The 16,372-nt window shown below is 66.4% G+C and carries 14 protein-coding genes; 6 read left to right on the forward strand and 8 right to left on the reverse strand.

Annotated features, from left to right (window positions below; genetic code table 11):
- Positions 1-2 precede the first annotated feature (2 nt).
- The 6 genes from ACWW36_RS04025 (at position 3) to ACWW36_RS04050 (ending at position 6,100) form a co-directional block, all read left to right on the forward strand.
- The gene (locus ACWW36_RS04025; protein WP_456140313.1) at positions 3-1,949 is read left to right on the forward strand and encodes an acetyl/propionyl/methylcrotonyl-CoA carboxylase subunit alpha; all 1,947 of its coding nucleotides are present in this window, start codon (positions 3-5) and stop codon (positions 1,947-1,949) included.
- Positions 1,946-3,106 (forward strand): acyl-CoA dehydrogenase family protein, encoded by a 1,161-nt coding sequence (locus ACWW36_RS04030; protein WP_456140314.1) that lies wholly within the window; start codon positions 1,946-1,948, stop codon positions 3,104-3,106. The genes ACWW36_RS04025 and ACWW36_RS04030 overlap by 4 nt, the downstream gene beginning before the upstream one ends.
- Positions 3,106-3,873: an enoyl-CoA hydratase family protein gene (locus ACWW36_RS04035; protein ID WP_456140315.1), complete on the forward strand. Its 768-nt coding sequence runs from the start codon at positions 3,106-3,108 to the stop codon at positions 3,871-3,873. Before ACWW36_RS04030 ends, ACWW36_RS04035 begins: the two co-directional genes overlap by 1 nt.
- Positions 3,873-4,619, forward strand: a complete 747-nt coding sequence (locus tag ACWW36_RS04040) for a class I SAM-dependent methyltransferase (protein WP_456140316.1) — start codon at positions 3,873-3,875, stop codon at positions 4,617-4,619. Before ACWW36_RS04035 ends, ACWW36_RS04040 begins: the two co-directional genes overlap by 1 nt.
- Before the next feature lie 40 nt (positions 4,620-4,659).
- Complete coding sequence (locus ACWW36_RS04045; RefSeq protein ID WP_456140317.1) at positions 4,660-5,421, forward strand: SDR family oxidoreductase; 762 nt, start codon at positions 4,660-4,662, stop codon at positions 5,419-5,421.
- Positions 5,422-5,515: 94 nt separating this feature from the next.
- Entirely contained in the window at positions 5,516-6,100 is a 585-nt protein-coding gene (locus ACWW36_RS04050; RefSeq protein WP_456140318.1) for a DUF1707 SHOCT-like domain-containing protein, read from the forward strand.
- 28 nt (positions 6,101-6,128) lie between these two features.
- On the opposite strand, the gene ACWW36_RS04055 is transcribed toward ACWW36_RS04050, so the two are convergent.
- The 8 genes from ACWW36_RS04055 to sfnG all read right to left on the reverse strand — a co-directional run bounded on the left by ACWW36_RS04055 (position 6,129) and on the right by sfnG (position 16,264).
- Positions 6,129-6,686 (reverse strand): hypothetical protein, encoded by a 558-nt coding sequence (locus ACWW36_RS04055; RefSeq protein ID WP_456140319.1) that lies wholly within the window; start codon positions 6,684-6,686, stop codon positions 6,129-6,131.
- Positions 6,687-7,129: 443 nt separating this feature from the next.
- Positions 7,130-9,121 (reverse strand): VWA domain-containing protein, encoded by a 1,992-nt coding sequence (locus ACWW36_RS04060; RefSeq protein ID WP_456140320.1) that lies wholly within the window; start codon positions 9,119-9,121, stop codon positions 7,130-7,132.
- Positions 9,114-10,496 carry a sigma 54-interacting transcriptional regulator gene (locus ACWW36_RS04065; protein ID WP_456140321.1) on the reverse strand — a complete coding sequence of 461 codons (1,383 nt, stop codon included), beginning with the start codon at positions 10,494-10,496 and terminating at the stop codon, positions 9,114-9,116. Before ACWW36_RS04065 ends, ACWW36_RS04060 begins: the two co-directional genes overlap by 8 nt.
- A gap of 106 nt (positions 10,497-10,602) precedes the next feature.
- Positions 10,603-12,171 carry a bifunctional phosphoribosylaminoimidazolecarboxamide formyltransferase/IMP cyclohydrolase gene (gene purH, locus ACWW36_RS04070; RefSeq protein ID WP_456140322.1) on the reverse strand — a complete coding sequence of 523 codons (1,569 nt, stop codon included), beginning with the start codon at positions 12,169-12,171 and terminating at the stop codon, positions 10,603-10,605.
- The gene (purN, locus tag ACWW36_RS04075; protein WP_456140323.1) at positions 12,168-12,797 is read right to left on the reverse strand and encodes a phosphoribosylglycinamide formyltransferase; all 630 of its coding nucleotides are present in this window, start codon (positions 12,795-12,797) and stop codon (positions 12,168-12,170) included. The genes purH and purN overlap by 4 nt, the downstream gene beginning before the upstream one ends.
- Positions 12,798-12,817: 20 nt before the next feature.
- Positions 12,818-14,191 carry a cell division protein PerM gene (locus ACWW36_RS04080; RefSeq protein ID WP_456140324.1) on the reverse strand — a complete coding sequence of 458 codons (1,374 nt, stop codon included), beginning with the start codon at positions 14,189-14,191 and terminating at the stop codon, positions 12,818-12,820.
- 56 nt (positions 14,192-14,247) lie between these two features.
- Entirely contained in the window at positions 14,248-15,057 is an 810-nt protein-coding gene (locus ACWW36_RS04085) for a DUF5336 domain-containing protein (RefSeq protein WP_456140325.1), read from the reverse strand.
- A 76-nt stretch (positions 15,058-15,133) separates the two neighbouring features.
- Entirely contained in the window at positions 15,134-16,264 is a 1,131-nt protein-coding gene (gene sfnG / locus ACWW36_RS04090) for a dimethylsulfone monooxygenase SfnG (protein ID WP_456140326.1), read from the reverse strand.
- Positions 16,265-16,372 lie beyond the last annotated feature (108 nt).

Here is a 16,372-nt window from a genome sequence, read left to right on the forward strand (position 1 = left end):
ACATGATTACCCGAGTCTTGGTGGCCAACCGCGGAGAGATCGCGCAGCGGGTGTTCGCCACGTGCCGGCGTCTGGGCATCGGCACCGTCGCCGTGTACACCGATCCCGACGCCGCGTCTCCACACGTGGCCGAGGCTGACGCGCGGGTGCGGCTCGACGGCACGACGGGCTATCTGGACGCTGGTCAGCTGATAGCCGCGGCGAAGGCCGCCGGTGCGGACGCCATCCATCCCGGATATGGATTTCTTTCGGAGAACGCCGATTTCGCCGAGGCTGTGGCCGCAGCGGGGCTGACGTGGATCGGGCCGCCGGCGGCTGCCGTGGCCGCGATGGGCTCCAAGATCGAGGCCAAGAAACTGATGGCCGCAGCGGGAGTGCCCGTGCTCGACGAGCTCGACCCCGACACAGTGACGGCCGATCAGCTGCCGGTGTTGATCAAGGCGTCCGCAGGCGGCGGCGGCAGAGGCATGCGGGTGGTCCGCGAATTGTCCGAAATGCCCTCGCAAGTGGCCGCCGCACGTCGGGAGTCGCAGTCCGCGTTCGGCGACCCCACCGTGTTCTGCGAGCGCTATCTGGCGGCGGGGCATCACGTCGAAGTGCAAGTGCTCGCAGACGAGCACGGGACCGTATGGGCCGTCGGCGAACGCGAATGCTCGATTCAGCGACGTCATCAGAAGATCATCGAAGAGGCGCCGTCACCTCTTGTCGAACGCACACCGGGCATGCGCGCCAAGCTGTTCGACGCGGCCCGGCTGGCCGCCACCGCGATCGGTTACACCGGTGCGGGCACCGTCGAGTTCATGGCCGACGAGCGCGGTGATTTCTTCTTCCTCGAGATGAACACCCGGCTACAGGTCGAGCATCCCGTCACCGAAGCCACCACCGGCGTCGACCTCGTCGAGCTGCAACTCCACGTCGCCGACGGCGGCCGCCTCGACCCCGAACCTCCGCCGTCGCGGGGGTATTCGATCGAGGCGCGGCTCTACGCCGAGGACCCTGCCAAAGACTGGCGTCCGCAAGCCGGAACTGTGCACCACTTCGACGTGCCAGGTGATGTGCGCGTCGACACCGGAATCGTCGACGGATCGGTCGTGTCCATCTACTACGATCCGATGATCGCCAAGGTCATCTCCTATGCGCCGGTGCGACGTCAGGCCGCAGGCGTGCTGGCCGACGCGCTGGCCCGTGCCCGCATCCACGGCGTGCGCACCAACCGCGACCTGCTGGTCAACGTGCTGCGGCATCCGGCGTTCGTCGACGGCGCCACCGACACCGCTTTTTTCGACACCCACGGACTCGCTGAGCTGGCCGCTCCGCTGACCGACCAACGCGCAGTCGCATTGTCGGCGCTGGCGGCCGCGCTCGCCGATGCCGCGCAGAACCGCCACACCGCACGGGTTTTCGTGGCCGCACCCAGCGGCTGGCGCAACCTTGCTTCTGGATTCCAGACGAAGACCTACAGCGACGCGTCCGGCGAGACCCATGACGTCCGCTACCGGTTCACCCGCAACGGCGTGCAATCGCCCGACCATGACGGCGTCAGCCTCGTGTCATCCGCACCCGATCGGGTGGTGCTGTCCGTCGGCGGGGTCGACCGGCCCTTCGACGTGGCCCGATACGGAGAACCCGATTCCTCGCAGGTGTTCGTCGACTCCCCGTTGGGTCCAGTACAACTCGTTGCACTCCCGCGCTTCGGCGATCCCGACGCCGCCGTCGCTGCCGGCTCACTGCTGGCGCCGATGCCGGGTTCGGTTCTGCGCGTCGGCGCCGCGGTCGGCGACTCCGTCACGGCCGGACAGCCGCTGATCTGGCTGGAGGCGATGAAGATGGAGCACACCATCACGGCGCCTGCCGACGGTGTGCTCACCGAACTCAACGTCGAATCCGGCCAGCAGGTCGATGTCGGCGCCGTGCTTGCCCGAGTCGACAACACTGGAGGAGACCAATGACCAGCTTTGTGGAAACCGAAGAGCAGCAAGCGCTGCGCAAGGCCGTCGCGGCCATGGCCTCCAATTACGGCCAGGACTACTACCTCGAAAAGGCCCGCGCCGGCCAGCACACCGACGAATTGTGGCAAGAGGCAGGCAAACTCGGCTTCATCGGCGTCAACCTGCCCGAGGAGTACGGTGGCGGCGGCGCCGGCATGTACGAGCTGTCGATGGTGATGGAGGAGATGGCCGCCGCCGGGTCCGCGCTGCTGATGATGGTGGTCTCCCCTGCCATCAACGGCACGATCATCTCCAAGTTCGGCACCGAGGCGCAGAAGAAGCGCTGGCTACCCGGCATCGCCGACGGCTCGATCACGATGGCGTTCGCGATCACCGAGCCCGACGCCGGGTCGAACAGCCACCGCATCACCACCACCGCCCGCCGCGACGGCAGCGACTGGATCCTCAAGGGCCAGAAGGTGTTCATCTCCGGTATCGACCAGGCGCAAGCGGTGCTCATCGTCGGCCGCACCGAGGAAGCAAAAACCGGCAACCTGCGCCCGGCGCTGTTCATCGTGCCCACCGACACCAAAGGTCTGAGCTGGACCAAGATCGAGATGGAACTGGTCAGCCCGGAAAGCCAGTTTCAGGTGTTCCTCGACGATGTGCGGTTGCCGTCGGATGCCCTGGTCGGTTCGGAGGACGCGGCGATCGCGCAGTTGTTCGCGGGCCTGAACCCGGAGCGGATCATGGGCGCTGCCAGTGCGGTCGGCATGGGCCGGTTCGCGATCAACAAGGCCGTCGACTACGTCAAGACCCGCCAGGTGTGGAAGACGCCGATCGGCGCACACCAAGGACTTTCGCATCCGTTGGCGCAGAACCACATTGAGATCGAGTTGGCCAAGCTGATGATGCAGAAGGCGGCCACGCTCTACGACATCGGCGACGACGCCGGCGCCGCAGAGGCCGCGAACATGGCCAAGTACGCCGCGGGCGAGGCGTCGGTGCGCGCCGTCGACCAGGCCGTCCAGTCCCTCGGCGGCAACGGGTTGACCAAGGAATACGGCATCGCCGCCGCGGTCACGGCGTCGAAACTTGCCCGTATAGCGCCGGTCAGCCGTGAGATGGTTCTCAACTTTGTAGCCCAGACGTCACTCGGTCTGCCACGCTCGTATTGATGCCAACACTCGTCCACTACGCCGTCGAGGGGCCGGTCGCCCGGATCACCCTCGATTCGCCCGACAACCGCAACGCGCTGTCGAGCGCCCTGGTCCACCAGCTGCACCAAGGTCTCACCGATGCGACCGAGGAATCCGACGTCCGGGCCGTCGTGCTCGGACATACTGGCGGAACGTTTTGCGCCGGAGCCGATTTAGCCGAGGCAGCAGGGCGTGACCCCGGCGACGTCGCCGTCGACCGCGCCCGTGAACTGACCCACTTGCTGCGCCGGATACTCGAGTTGCCGATGCCGGTGATCGGCGCGATCAACGGCCACGTCCGCGCGGGCGGCCTCGGGCTGGTCGGCGCCTGCGACATCGTGGTTGCGGGGCAAGCCAGCACGTTCGCGTTGACCGAAGCACGCATCGGCGTCGCGCCGTCGATCATTTCGCTGGCCCTGCTGCCGAAGATGACCACCCGCGCGGCAGGCCGTTACTTCCTCACCGGAGAGAAGTTCGGTGCGGCCGAGGCTGCCGACATCGGCCTGATCACCGTGGCCGCCGACGACGTCGACGCCACGGTTTCCGCACTCACCGCAGAGGTCGGTAAGGCATCACCTCAGGGTTTGGCCGCATCAAAAGCGTTGACCACCGCAAGCATTCTGGAAGCGTTCGACCGGCACGCCGACGAGTTGACCGAACAATCCGCCCGGCTGTTCACGTCCGACGAAGCGCGCGAAGGCATGCTCGCCTTCTTGCAGAAACGGCCGCCGCGCTGGGTCGGCTGATGGCGATGGCGCGCTACGACCAGACCGGTCACCACTACGCGCGAACGCGCCGTCCCGATTCACGCGTGGCGGCGTCCATCGAGCGGGCGCTAGCGGGGACGGCTTCGGTCGCCAATGTCGGCGCAGGCACCGGCTCCTACGAACCGCCGCAGACGGTAGTGGCCGTGGAGCCCAGCAAAGTGATGATCGCTCAGCGTCCGACGGCTTCGGCGCCGGCCGTGCGCGCGATGGCCGAACATCTTCCGCTCGCCACCGATTCGGTCGACGCCACGCTGGCGGTGCTGACTGCACACCACTGGCAGGACTTGGACCGTGGCCTTGCCGAGCTGGTCCGCGTCGCACGGCGCCGGGTGGTGATCCTGACCTGGGATCACACCGTGACCAAGCACTTTTGGTTAATGCGCGACTATCTTCCTGTAGCCGTCGAGACCGACGAGCGGCTGGCCATTCCGATCTCCCGGTTCGGCGAATTGCCCGGCACCGTCACGATTCACGCTGTGCCGGTCCCGCACGACTGCGCCGACGGTTTCGCCGGCGCGTACTGGCGACGACCCGAGGCCTACCTCGACCCACAGATTCGGGCCGGCATGTCGCTGTTCACTCAGACGACCGACGCATCCATCGACAGCCAGCTGTCGGTGCTAGCCGCGGATCTGCGCAGCGGTGAATGGCATCGCCGAAATGCCGCACTGCTCAACCGAACCGAGATGGATCTCGGGTACCGGATCGTCGTCGCGGAACTGTGAACCCCACACTCACAGGCGCTTCGCCGCCTAATCTTGGCTGATGGGCCGTGAAGTTCTTGTCACCGGAGCGACCGGCACGCTAGGCCGCGAGCTGGTGGGCGCGGCCACGGAGGCCGGTCATCAGGTGCGAGCCATGAGCCGGCGCAGTCACGTCGGCTATACGGGCGTGCACTGGACTCAGGCTGATCTACTGAGTGGCGACGGCGTGGATGCCGCCGTCGACGGCACAGAGGTCGTCGTGCATTGCGCGACGCAGGGAACCCGCGACAAGGACGTCACCTCGACCACGAATCTCATCTCGGCGGCACACCGAGCCGGTGTCGCACACATCGTGTACGTGTCCATTGTCGGAATCGACCGGATTCCACTGCCCTACTACCAGACCAAGCTTCGCGTCGAGCGCGCGCTCGAATCCTCGGGCGTCGGACATACGATCTTGCGCGCCACCCAGTTTCACGACCTGATCAAGACGAGCTTCTCGATTCAGCGGTTCTCACCCGTGCTGTGGACCCTGCGCGGGGTGCGCTTTCAACCGATCGACACTCGCGACGTGGCGGCACGGCTAGTGGAGTTGGTCGACGGTGCGCCGATGGGGCGGGCGGCGGATATCGGTGGTCCAGCGGTACACACACACGCAGAACTGGCCCACATGTACCTGTCGGCCCGCTCGGGCCGGCGCCCGGTGGTTGATGTGCCCGTGCCGGGACGCATCGCCGGCGGCTACCGTGCTGGCGCGAACCTCGCACCCGACAGGGCCGTCGGCAGGATCGGCTTCGCTGAGTACCTCGCCCAATCCAAATAAAGTTTGCTCATCTATCTGCTTCGCCGGCGAGCGCGAGGGCACAGTTTAGTCAACGGCCTTGCATGTGCCAGCGTTCGTCGTAGGCTCGACGGTGATGAGCACTCCAGCGTCGCGAAACGGTTCGATGCGTGCTGCTGACACCGATCGGATTCAGGTGGCGCAGTTGCTCACGGATGCCGCCGCGCAGGGGCAGCTCCAGATGAGTGAATACGAAGAGCGCTTGACCAGAGCTTATGCGGCGCAGACGTACGAAGAACTCGACCGGATCAGCGCCGACCTGCCCGGGGCCGTCACCCGGCCACGTAGCGGCGGCCCGTGCCGGCCGGCGCCGTCGACGCTGCTGCTGGCCATCATGAGCGGCTTCGAGCGCCGCGGTCGCTGGAACGTGCCAAGACGCATGACGACCGTCGCTCTGTTCGGCGGCGGGGTGGTGGATTTGCGCTACGCCGACTTCACGTCGCCCGAGGTGGAAATCCACTCGTACTCGATCATGGGCGGACAGACGATTCTCGTGCCGCCTGAGGTCAATGTGGATTCACGCGGCATCGGCGTAATGGGTAATTTCGATCACAGTGTCGACGGCGAGGGCACCCCCGGCGCGCCTTGCGTGCGAATCCGCGGTTTTTCGCTGTGGGGCAGCGTCGGCGTCAAACGCAAGAAGCGCAAGCCTCCCGTGTAAGACGCCTAACGGCAGGCGTCGCTCAGTCCTACGGGCTCTTCGAAGTGCACTGTGCGCTGCCCGCGCCGGTGACGCCGTCCCAACCACCAGTGGCCACCCTGGCGCCATTGACGGTGTTCCACTGCATCTGGCATTCGTGGATGTTCACGGTCTGTGCGTACACCTTGCCCGGGATCGTGGACGGTGCGCCACTGCCGCCACCACCGACACCGGTGTTCAGGATGCCGGTGACGCGCCCGTTAGTGGCGGCCGGCAGGCCGGCGACTCCGGCACCAACTGATGAATATCCGAACGCGTCGTGGTACGCCTGCCCAAGCGGAGAAGCGTTGAGCTGTGCCCGAATTGCCGCGGTGATCGGGTCGTCGGTCGTGTTCGGATCGAACGTGGAGTCTCCGATGCTCTGTGTCATCCGCACAACAGGCGCCGGATTGGTGAAGTTGGGTCGGCCACCCGTGGACTCACCCGGGCTGGCGTCGTCGGCCAAAGCGAGAGCGGCCGGTCCTGCAACGAGCAGAACGCCCGCGCCGGCGATGCCTCCCGCCACGGTGCGGCCCCGTCGCGCGGAAACTAAGCGATGTTTTGCCATGAATTTCCGTCCTTTCAAGCGTCAAGCACCGGCTGCAGGAAAGGTGATACTCGGCAGGAAAGGCCGCACCGCTCCTGGTCAGCGAACCGTAGCGCACGAATTGTTTTCCGCGTCAAATATTCTGCGCGCTAATGCTGGACATATTTGCGTATGCAAATACTGTGGCCGAGGCGGGCCCCAGACTCATTTGTCACAACAGCTTCACTGGCCCCACAAATCACAGATCCGTCTACATAGCTGCAGGTCACGCGGCTTAGGCCACTGAGCCCGTACCGGCGTCGACGGGCGTACTCCCTGTGAGCCAGCTGAAAGATTCGCGCGGCAGCCACGGTGAACGTGTCGGCCCAACTTCGGGCTGCAAAGGCGAATCCGGTCCGAGCAACGTCCGCGGAGCGGCGGTGCTGGCAAAGAAAACCGATTCGTCGTCGCACCGGCGAGGAGGTTTACCGGCGGCGCCGGGAGCGCAGATAGTCGCCGACCACCGCGGCCCCCAGCCCGTCGAGGTCGGGCACCACTACCCTGCCCTCCACTCGCCTGGCGACCTGGTCGATAAAGCGGGCCAGGCCGGGATCGCTGCCGAGCCGGAAGATGGTCACCTGGGCGCCCAGCCGCGCGACGTCGTCGAAGCCCTTGACCGTATGGGCAATCGTGCGGGGGTGAGGCGGATAGTCGAAAAACACCGACGAACCCTCGCCGTCAACATCTTCCAGATGCGCGGTCGGCTCGCCATCGGTGACGACGAGCACCACCGGTTGCGCATTGGGATGGCGGCGCAGATGACGACCGGCCAGCGCCAGCGCATGATGCAGGTTGGTGCCCTGCTCGTAGACACCCTCGAGCGCGGTCAACTCAGCCGCCGACACTGTGCGCGCATACCGGCCAAAGGCGATGATCTGCAACGCATCCGAGCGGAACCGCGTGCTGACGAGGTGATTGAGCGCGAGCGCCGTGCGCTTCATCGGCAGCCACCGGTTCTCCATCACCATCGAGAACGACGTGTCCACCAGCAGCGCGACGGCGGCCTGAGTTCGTGTCTCGGTCTCGGAGATCTCGACGTCGTCGACGGTGAACTTCAACGGCAATTCCGCGACGCCGCTGCCCGCCCGCCGCAGCACCGCATTTGTCAGCGACCGGGTGACGTTCCATGGCTCGGTATCGCCGAACTCCCACGCCCGCGTCGCACCGGTCAGCTCACCTGCTGCGCCGGCGCGACGGGTATCGCGTTCCCCATGTCGGCCCGAAAGTTGTTGTGCCACATCGCGTAGCGCGGCCTGGCCAAGCTGACGCATGGCCTTCGGCGACAGCCGCCATTGCCCGTCGGAGCCACGGTCCAAGAAACCCTGGTTGACGAGCGCTCGCTCGAGTTCGGCCAGCGTCTTGGCGTCAACGGCCGCGTCGTCGCCCAGCTGGCGAGCGAGCATGTCGAGGTCGACGTCATCCATCGTGGCGCCTGCGTAGCTCTGCGACAGCGCCTCGGCGAGTTCCTCGAGTTCGGCGATGTCGGCCAGCGCCTGTGTGCCCTGGCCCATGCCGAGCGGATCGTCCCCGGAGAACCGCGACGAACCCGTCCAGTCCTCCCCCGGCCTCGCCGCTTGCAGGTGCCCGTCGAGCCGGTTGAGCGCGTTCATCAACGACGGCGAGCCAAATGCCTGCTGCGCCAACGCGTCCAGTTCGGCGCGCTGCTCGGCCGACAGGCTGTTGCGGAACCGTTGAGCGGCGGCCGCCCGCTTGGCCAGCGAGTCGAGCAGCTCTTCGACGTTTTGCGGGTTCTCCGGGAAGAACTCGCCGTGCTTGTTCATGAAGTCTTGAAAGTCTTGCTGAGAGTCCTCGCCGCGAGAATGCTTGTCCAGCAAGTCATTCAGGTCATCGAGCATCTCGTTGACCCGTTGGCGGTCCTCGTCGGTGGCGTTCTCCAGCGCCTGCTTCATACCGGCGAACCGCTGGTCGAGCATCTCGCGACCGAGCAAATCCTTGATCTGCTCGTACTTTTCGCGTGCTTCTGCGCTGCGCCAGTCGTAGTCGGACAGCTCCTGCACGGCCTTGGCCGGCGACGGCGGAAGGTTCTCTATCCGCATTTCGTTGAACCGCGCGTCGTCGTCGAGCGCACGCGCCAGTTCCTTGCGCTCGGCCAGCACGGCCTCGTCGAGCAGCTTCTTGACTTCCTGGAGGGTGCCGTCGAGGTTGTTGCGCTGCAACAGTTCCCGTCGGCGCCGGTTCGCCTCGGCCGCCAGCTTGTCGGCGCCGCGCATGTTCTGCGTACCCCGCCGTAACAGCTCGGACAACGCTCGCCGCGGCGAGCTGCCCTCCATGACGTCCTGCCCGATCTGCTCCAGTGCCTCGCGCAGATCGACCGGCGGCGCCAGCGGATCGGGTCCGCCGGTGTACGCCGAGTATCGCGATGATCGCGCGTGGCGCTCAGATCCTGGTTTAGCCATACACGGTTTCGCCTTCTCCAGACACCTTGTCAATGCGCTTGGCCAGATACAGTGCCTCCAAAGCCAGTTCGACGGCGGCCGCACGCTGGCCGTCGGTCTTGGCCTCGAGTCGCTGCTGAATCTGGGCGATCGCGGGCACTTCGGGGACAGCTGCCAGCACGTCGCGCGCGGAGACCCGCTCACCGGTGGTGACGGCCGAACCGTTTTCGATCGCAATCACCAGCGGCCCGACGTCGATGCCGCCGAGCAGCCGCTGAGCGGTGTCCGCGGTGGACCTGCGCAACAGGTGCTCGAGCACCGCCTGCTCGCGGCCTTCTTCGCCAGACTCGAATTCGAGTTTGCCGCGCAGCACGTCGATCACATTGCCGAGATCGACCACCCGGGCAACGGCTTCGGTCTCACCGAGCAATGCGGCGCGATGCCGCGCCGAGGCCGCCACTGTTTCGGCGGCCGCGATCGCGAACCGCGCCGAGACACCCGAGCGCTGGTCGATCGATCGCGACTCGCGCAGGTGCCGGGCGAACCGGGCCAGCACAGCCAGCAGGTACTCAGGCACCTCGGCGGCCAGATGCGACTCCTGTTTGATGACGCCGATTTCGGCCTCGAGTTGCCGCGGATAGTGGGTGCGGATCTCGGCGCCGAACCTGTCCTTGAGCGGAGTGATGATGCGTCCGCGGTTGGTGTAGTCCTCGGGGTTGGCGCTAGCAACAACAAGAACGTCCAGCGGCAGGCGCAGCGTGTAGCCGCGCACCTGAATGTCGCGCTCCTCCATCACGTTCAGCATCGCCACCTGGATCCGCTCGGCGAGGTCGGGCAGCTCGTTGACGGCGACGATGCCGCGATGCGCGCGAGGGATCAGGCCGTAGGCGATGGTTTCGGGGTCTCCGAGACTGCGGCCCTCCGCGACCTTGATCGGGTCGATGTCGCCGACGAGGTCGGCCACGCTGGTGTCTGGAGTGGCCAGCTTCTCGGTATAGCGCTCGCTGCGGTGCCGCCACGCGACGGGCAGGTCGTCGCCGGAGTCGGCGGCGCGCCGGATGGATTCAGGGGTGATCGGGCTATACGGGTGCTCGCCGAGTTCCGAGCCGGCGATCACCGGGGTCCATTCGTCGAGCAGGCCGGTCAGCGCACGCAGCAGCCGTGTCTTACCCTGTCCTCGCTCACCGAGCAGCACGAGGTCGTGGCCAGCGATCAGAGCCCGTTCGAGCTGCGGAATCACGGTGTCCTCGAAGCCGAGAATGCCAGGCCACGCGTCGCGGCCCTCGGCCAGCGCGGCCAGCAGATTCTCCCGGATTTCGGCTTTGACGCCCCGCTCGCGATGACCAGAGGCTTTCAGCTCGCCGACGGTCCGGGGCAGATCATGGGGTTGGGTCACCACTCCACGCTACGACTGCTGTCGAGCTGGGGCCCGACGAACGTGGGTTACCCGCACACTTCCCTCCTAGAAACCGTGCGGGTAACCCACGTTCGGCGCCAGGAGGTCAGTGCGCGAAGTGGCGGGCGCCGGTGAGGTAGAGCGAGATGCCGGCCTTCGCGGCGGCCTCGGTGACGACGTCGTCGCGCATCGACCCGCCGGGATGCACGACGGCCTTCACCCCCGCTTCTGTGAGCGTCTCGAGCCCGTCGGGGAACGGGAAGAACGCATCCGACGCCGCGACCGCGCCGCGCACGCGATCTCCCCCACGCTGCACGGCCAGCCGGGCCGCGTCGACCCGGTTGACCTGACCCATCCCGACTCCGATCGTGGCGCCGTCTGCTGCGATGACGATCGCGTTGGACTTCACCGCACGGCATGTCCGCCACGCGAACTTCAGGTCGGCGAGAGTGGCCGGGTCGGCGGGTGAGCCGGTGGCCAGGGTCCAGTCAAGCGGGTCGTCGCCGGGTGCGTCGAGCGCGTCGCGCTGCTGCAACAGCAGGCCGCCGCTGATCTGACGGAACTCCGCACCGCCCACCTGCGGCTCCGACGCCAGCAGCACGCGGATATTCTTCTTGCGCGCAAGCACTTCCACGGCGCCGGGCTCGTAGGCGGGCGCGATGATCACCTCGGTGAAGATGTCGGCGACCGTCTCGGCCATCTCGACAGTGACTTCGGTGTTGGCCGCGATCACGCCACCGAACGCCGACAGCGGGTCGCATTCGTGGGCCTTGCGGTGGGCGTCGGCGACCGAGACCGACGAAATGGCGATACCGCACGGATTGGCGTGCTTGATGATCGCCACGCAGATCTCTTCGTGGTCGAACGCGGCCCGCCACGCGGCGTCGGCGTCGGTGTAGTTGTTGTAGGACATCTCTTTTCCGTGCAGCTGCTCGGCCTGGGCCAGGCCGGGCCACGCGCCCTCGTTGAGGTACAGCGCTGCCTGCTGGTGCGGGTTCTCCCCGTATCGCAACTGCGCTGAACGCCGCCACGTCGCGCCGAGCCACGCCGGCAACTGCTGCGCGTGCTCTTCTGGAGCCAGCACCGATCCCATCCACGACGCCACCGCCACGTCGTATTCGGCAGTGTGCCGAAACGCTAACGACGCCAGTATCTTTCGCTCGGCGAGGGTGAAGCCGCCGGCTCGGACCGCGGCGAGCACGCCGTCGTAGCCCAGCGGCTCGACGACGACCGCGACGCTCGGGTGGTTTTTCGCGGCGGCGCGCACCATCGACGGCCCGCCGATGTCGATCTGCTCGACGCACTCGTCGACGCTCGCGCCGGAGTTGACGGTCTCGGTGAACGGATACAGGTTGACGACCACGAGCTCGAACGGTGAAATGCCCAGTTCCGCCAGCGCCGCTACGTGTTCGTTCTTGCGTTGATCGGCCAGCAGCCCGGCGTGCACGTGCGGATGCAGGGTCTTGACCCGGCCGTCGAGCACCTCGGGAAAGCCCGTGACGTCTTCTACCCGTGCGACCGGAACACCCTCAGCTGCAATGGTTTTCGCCGTGGACCCGGTCGACACGATGTCCACTCCGGCCTCGTGCAGGCCGCGAGCGAGTTCGGCAAGACCGGTCTTGTCGTAGACGCTGATCAATGCGCGCCGGATCGGCTTGCGTCCGTCCTCAGTCATCCTATCGTTGCCTTTCGTCCGGTCCAGGTCACGCCGCGGGTTGCCACCGCAGCCAGAACGTCTACCAGCAGCCGTCTTTCGACGACCTTGATTCTCTCGTGCAGGGTTGCTTCGTCGTCGTCATCGAAGACGGGCACCGGCTCCTGCGCCAGGATCGGGCCCGTGTCCGTGCCCGCGTCGACAAGATGCACACTGCACCCGGTCACCTTGACACCGTAGGCCAGCGCCTCCGGAACGGCGTGTGCACCGGGGAACGCCGGCAACAGTGCAGGGTGGGTATTGATGATGCGGCCCATGAATCGCGAAAGAAACCGGGGTCCAAGGATTTTCATGAATCCGGCAGACACGATGAGGTCTGGATGGTGCGCGGCAGTGGCTTCCGCCATGGCGGCGTCCCAAGCGTCGCGGTCCGGATAGTCGCGCAACCGCACGGTGTACGTCGGCACCGACGCCGCCGACGCGATATCGACGGCGGCGCAGTCACGATCCACCCCTACCGCGACGATCGACCCGGGGTAGTCGCCACCGGTGGCGTCGAGCAGGGACCGCAGCAGCGAACCGGTGCCAGAAGCCAGGACCACCACTCGTGCCGGCACACTCGGGGGCACATGGAGCGGTTGCTGCACGCATCGACAATAGTGGGTGCCTAATCGTCCTTGAGCTTCTCGGCATCACCCGTGCTCGCCGTGGCGTCGTCGTCAGCAACGAAATGGTCCTCGGCGTCGTCGGGACCCAGTGACGCCGCGGCCAGATCGTCGGCCACCGGCGTCACTTCGACTGGCGCGTCTTCGTCGAGGAACTCTTCGTCGGGTTCAGGTTCAGGTTCAGTCTCGGGTTCCGGCACAGGTTTGGGCCGCTTGGGCCGGCGCGTGATGCCGCCGGACATCGCAACGGTCAACGCGCCGATGCCGACGAACCACACGAATACGGCCGGACCGAAGGTGACCTGGTCGACGCCGACGTCGCCGAAATTGCCGAGGCGACCCCCGCTCGCGTACCCGAGAAGCATCATGGCCAGCGCGGCGACCAGTGCGGCGACCACGAGCTTGGCCACCGCGGGCAGTAGCGGCAGTGGTCGCCGTGCGCACTGCTGGCCCACCGCGACACCCGACGCCGCGGCAACGATGAGCAGCGCCACCCAGACCGGCCCGAGAGGCGGCGTCGGCACGGCGGCAAGAACGGGAAGCGCCGGAATGTCACCGCCGAACACCGTGAAGGAACTGAACGTGGCCAGACCCACATGTGCGCTCGACCCGACGGCTACCGCCGCCGTACCGACCATCACGTTGGGGATGTACAGCACCGACAGGACGGTCAGGCTGAACTGCCCGAACACCGATTCGGTGATCGAGTACAGGTCGTGCATCGTCGCCCAATGCACCACGAGCGACCCGGCCATGACGACGCCGGAGAGGCCGACAAGCGCCAGTACGCCTGCGGTAGCGGCGCGGAACGCGTCGGGCAGCCAGTTCGGCAGCGGTGAGTCGACCAAGACGCGACGGCCGATGCGCCACCCGACGCCGATCACGGCACCGATGGCGTGTACGGCCAGGACCCCGGTGAACGCCCGCAGGGCGTTCGGTGTCTGCAGTTCGGTCAGCACCGACGCTGCGTCATGAATGACGGCCAGACAGATCGCGGCGATCAACAGCGGGCCGCCAAGGGCCGACGCGATCACCCACCGGACGACGAACCACGACGCATTGCCCGTCGTCCCTGGCCGAGCGGGACCGGAGGCCGCGCTGGCTGCCGCGGTGGTGCGCGCAGTGCCCCACACCATCGCGAGGACCGGAAGCAGCGGCATCACGCCGAGCTCGCGGCCGCCGATCGATACGGGTACCTGATGCACGCCGAGCCACATGCTGGCGATCGCGCCGAGCGCGCCGGTCATGTCGCTGTTGGCGATGAGCAACTGCAGGAGCGTCACCGCCGCGATGACGACCAGCGCCACGACTGACGGCCCGAATGCGACCCGAAGCAGCTCACGCGCCTGGCGTGTGCCGACTGGTCGGTTATCCACTAAGGCCGCTCCTCGCGCAAGCTAAACGCGCGAAGTTGACGCACGCGCGGCTCAGACTACGACGGCGCCTGGCCGGACTGCGAGGATGACGACGATTGCGGCTGCGCCGGCACCTGTTGGGTCGGCGCGTTGCTGGACGGCGGCTGGCCGTAGGTCGGGAAACCGGTCGGCGGCGTCGGAGGCCCTCCCTGCTGTCCGCCGGAGTAGCCGCCCGTCGGCGGACCACCCGGGTAGCCACCGGGGTACGGGGACGGATAGCCGGGACGCTGCTGCGGGGCCTGCTGAGGCGGGCCGCCGTGCTGCGGCTGTCCGTAATAAGGTCCTTGGCCGCCGTACTGGCCGTACTGCTGCGGTTGCTCGTAGCGCGGCCGCGGCACGGGCGGGGTGATGACACCTGCGTCGAAGAGCAGCACCGCTACTGCGACGATCGCCTGGACCACCGAGAACGCGATGATCAGATACAGCCCCCAGTCGATGGAGACGCCGTCGGGCACGGTCAGCACGATGGCGAGCACCAGTAAAAAGCCCAGCACGGACAGGACTGCCACCCACGCGGGAGATGCCGTCTGCTTCGGGATCAGGGCCACTCCGGCGATCAAGGCCGCGAGGAGCGACGCCACCACCCCGAGGTCAAGCAACGTCGGCGTGAAGAAGTCGGCGCTCGCGGTGAACAGCGGGCCGAAGCTCGACAGGTAAACCGCAAGACCCAGCGCCGCCACGGCCGCGGTCAGATACAGAGGCAGCTTGCTCGGGCCCTCGGCGGCGGCCGTGTCGGGCTTGCCGAACTGCTGAGTCGGCGCAGCGAACTGATTAGTCGGTTGCTGCTGTGCGGGCGGATATCCGGGGCTACCGGGCGGGTAAGTCATGACCTCTCCTGTGCTGGATGGGCGTCGACCATCCACGCTAGCGCACCCTCATAAGAGGGTCATGGACATCTACACCTCAGGCAGACGCCAGCACGGGTGAATCGGCCGAATTCTCTTCGGAATCCTCGATTTCACGCACGAGCGGCAGCACGCGCGATCCGAAGTATTCGATCTCTTCCTGGAAGTGCAGGAAGCCACCCAAGATCAAGTCGACGCCGCGTTTGCGGTACGCCGCAACGCGTTCCGCGATTTGCTCGGGTGTTCCGATCAGCTGCGTGCGGAAGCCGTCGTTGTACTGAACCAAATCCTCGAACGTCGAGTCGGCCCACATGCCGCGCTTATCGGAGGTCGCATTGCCTGCCTGTTGTACGGCCGCGCGGAATCCTTCTACCGCTGGCCGGTTGGCCTTTTCGATGATTTCGCGCAACGTATCGCGGGCCTCTTTCTCCGTGTCGCGCGCGATGATGAATCCATTGAGCCCGAAGTGGACTTCTCGGCCCGCTTCTCGTGCGTGGTCGCGCACCTCCACGACCTGCTCGGTGACGCCGTCGAAATCTTTGCCGTTGGAGAAGTACCAGTCGGCGTAGCGGCCGCCGTTGCGCCGCGCGGCCGTCGAATTGCCGCCCTGGAATATCTCGGGATTGGGCCGGTCGGGGGTGTTGACCGGTTTGGGCTTGAGCGTGAAGTCGTGGATGCGGTAGAAGTCGCCGCGAAAATCCACGTCGTCCTCGGTCCAGATCTTGCGCAGCACCTTCAGAAACTCCGCGGTGCGGCGGTAGCGCTCGTCGTGCTCGAGCCACGGCTCGCCCAGGTGGGTGAACTCGTCCTTGAACCAGCCCGACACGACGTTGACCGCGAAGCGGCCGTTGGACAGCTGGTCGGCGGTGGCACCGAGCTTGGCGAGCACGGCAGGCTGCCACAGGCCCGGGTGGACGGCGGCGATCACTTTGAGCCGCTGCGTGGCGAGCAGCAGCGCCAGGGAAAAGCTCGTGGACTCGTGCTGGTACTCGGCGCCATAGCTGGCCTCATAGCGGACTTGAGACAGGGCGTACTCGAAGCCGTTGTTCTCGGCGGTCTGGGCGAGTTTTGCGTTGTACTCGTAGTTCCAGTCGGTGCGCTGCTCGATGTCGCTGGTGACAAGGCCGCCGCTGACATTGGGCACCCAGTACGCGAACTTGACGTGGTCTGCGATGCGTTCGGTTGTCATGGTGAGCCATCCCAGCAGCGACGCTCGGGTGTCGTCGCGGGTAACGCTCGGGGTGAAGGAAAGTCAACTAGTCACGTACCCCCGCCCTTGCCCCTCAGACTGGAACAC

The sequence above is a fragment of the Mycobacterium sp. MMS18-G62 genome, from assembly GCF_053877835.1.

What these genes read in the sequence shown, in the direction of transcription:
- ACWW36_RS04050 (WP_456140318.1), top strand. Translation starts at nt 5,516, where the DNA reads ATGAGCACTCCAGCGTCGCGAAACGGTTCGATGCGTGCTGCTGACACC.
- ACWW36_RS04055 (WP_456140319.1), bottom strand. Translation starts at nt 6,686, where the DNA reads ATGGCAAAACATCGCTTAGTTTCCGCGCGACGGGGCCGCACCGTGGCG.
- sfnG (WP_456140326.1), bottom strand. Translation starts at nt 16,264, where the DNA reads ATGACAACCGAACGCATCGCAGACCACGTCAAGTTCGCGTACTGGGTG.
- purH (WP_456140322.1), bottom strand. Translation starts at nt 12,171, where the DNA reads ATGACTGAGGACGGACGCAAGCCGATCCGGCGCGCATTGATCAGCGTC.
- ACWW36_RS04040 (WP_456140316.1), top strand. Translation starts at nt 3,873, where the DNA reads ATGGCGATGGCGCGCTACGACCAGACCGGTCACCACTACGCGCGAACG.
- ACWW36_RS04030 (WP_456140314.1), top strand. Translation starts at nt 1,946, where the DNA reads ATGACCAGCTTTGTGGAAACCGAAGAGCAGCAAGCGCTGCGCAAGGCC.
- ACWW36_RS04035 (WP_456140315.1), top strand. Translation starts at nt 3,106, where the DNA reads ATGCCAACACTCGTCCACTACGCCGTCGAGGGGCCGGTCGCCCGGATC.
- ACWW36_RS04025 (WP_456140313.1), top strand. Translation starts at nt 3, where the DNA reads ATGATTACCCGAGTCTTGGTGGCCAACCGCGGAGAGATCGCGCAGCGG.
- ACWW36_RS04085 (WP_456140325.1), bottom strand. Translation starts at nt 15,057, where the DNA reads ATGACTTACCCGCCCGGTAGCCCCGGATATCCGCCCGCACAGCAGCAA.
- ACWW36_RS04045 (WP_456140317.1), top strand. Translation starts at nt 4,660, where the DNA reads ATGGGCCGTGAAGTTCTTGTCACCGGAGCGACCGGCACGCTAGGCCGC.
- ACWW36_RS04060 (WP_456140320.1), bottom strand. Translation starts at nt 9,121, where the DNA reads ATGGCTAAACCAGGATCTGAGCGCCACGCGCGATCATCGCGATACTCG.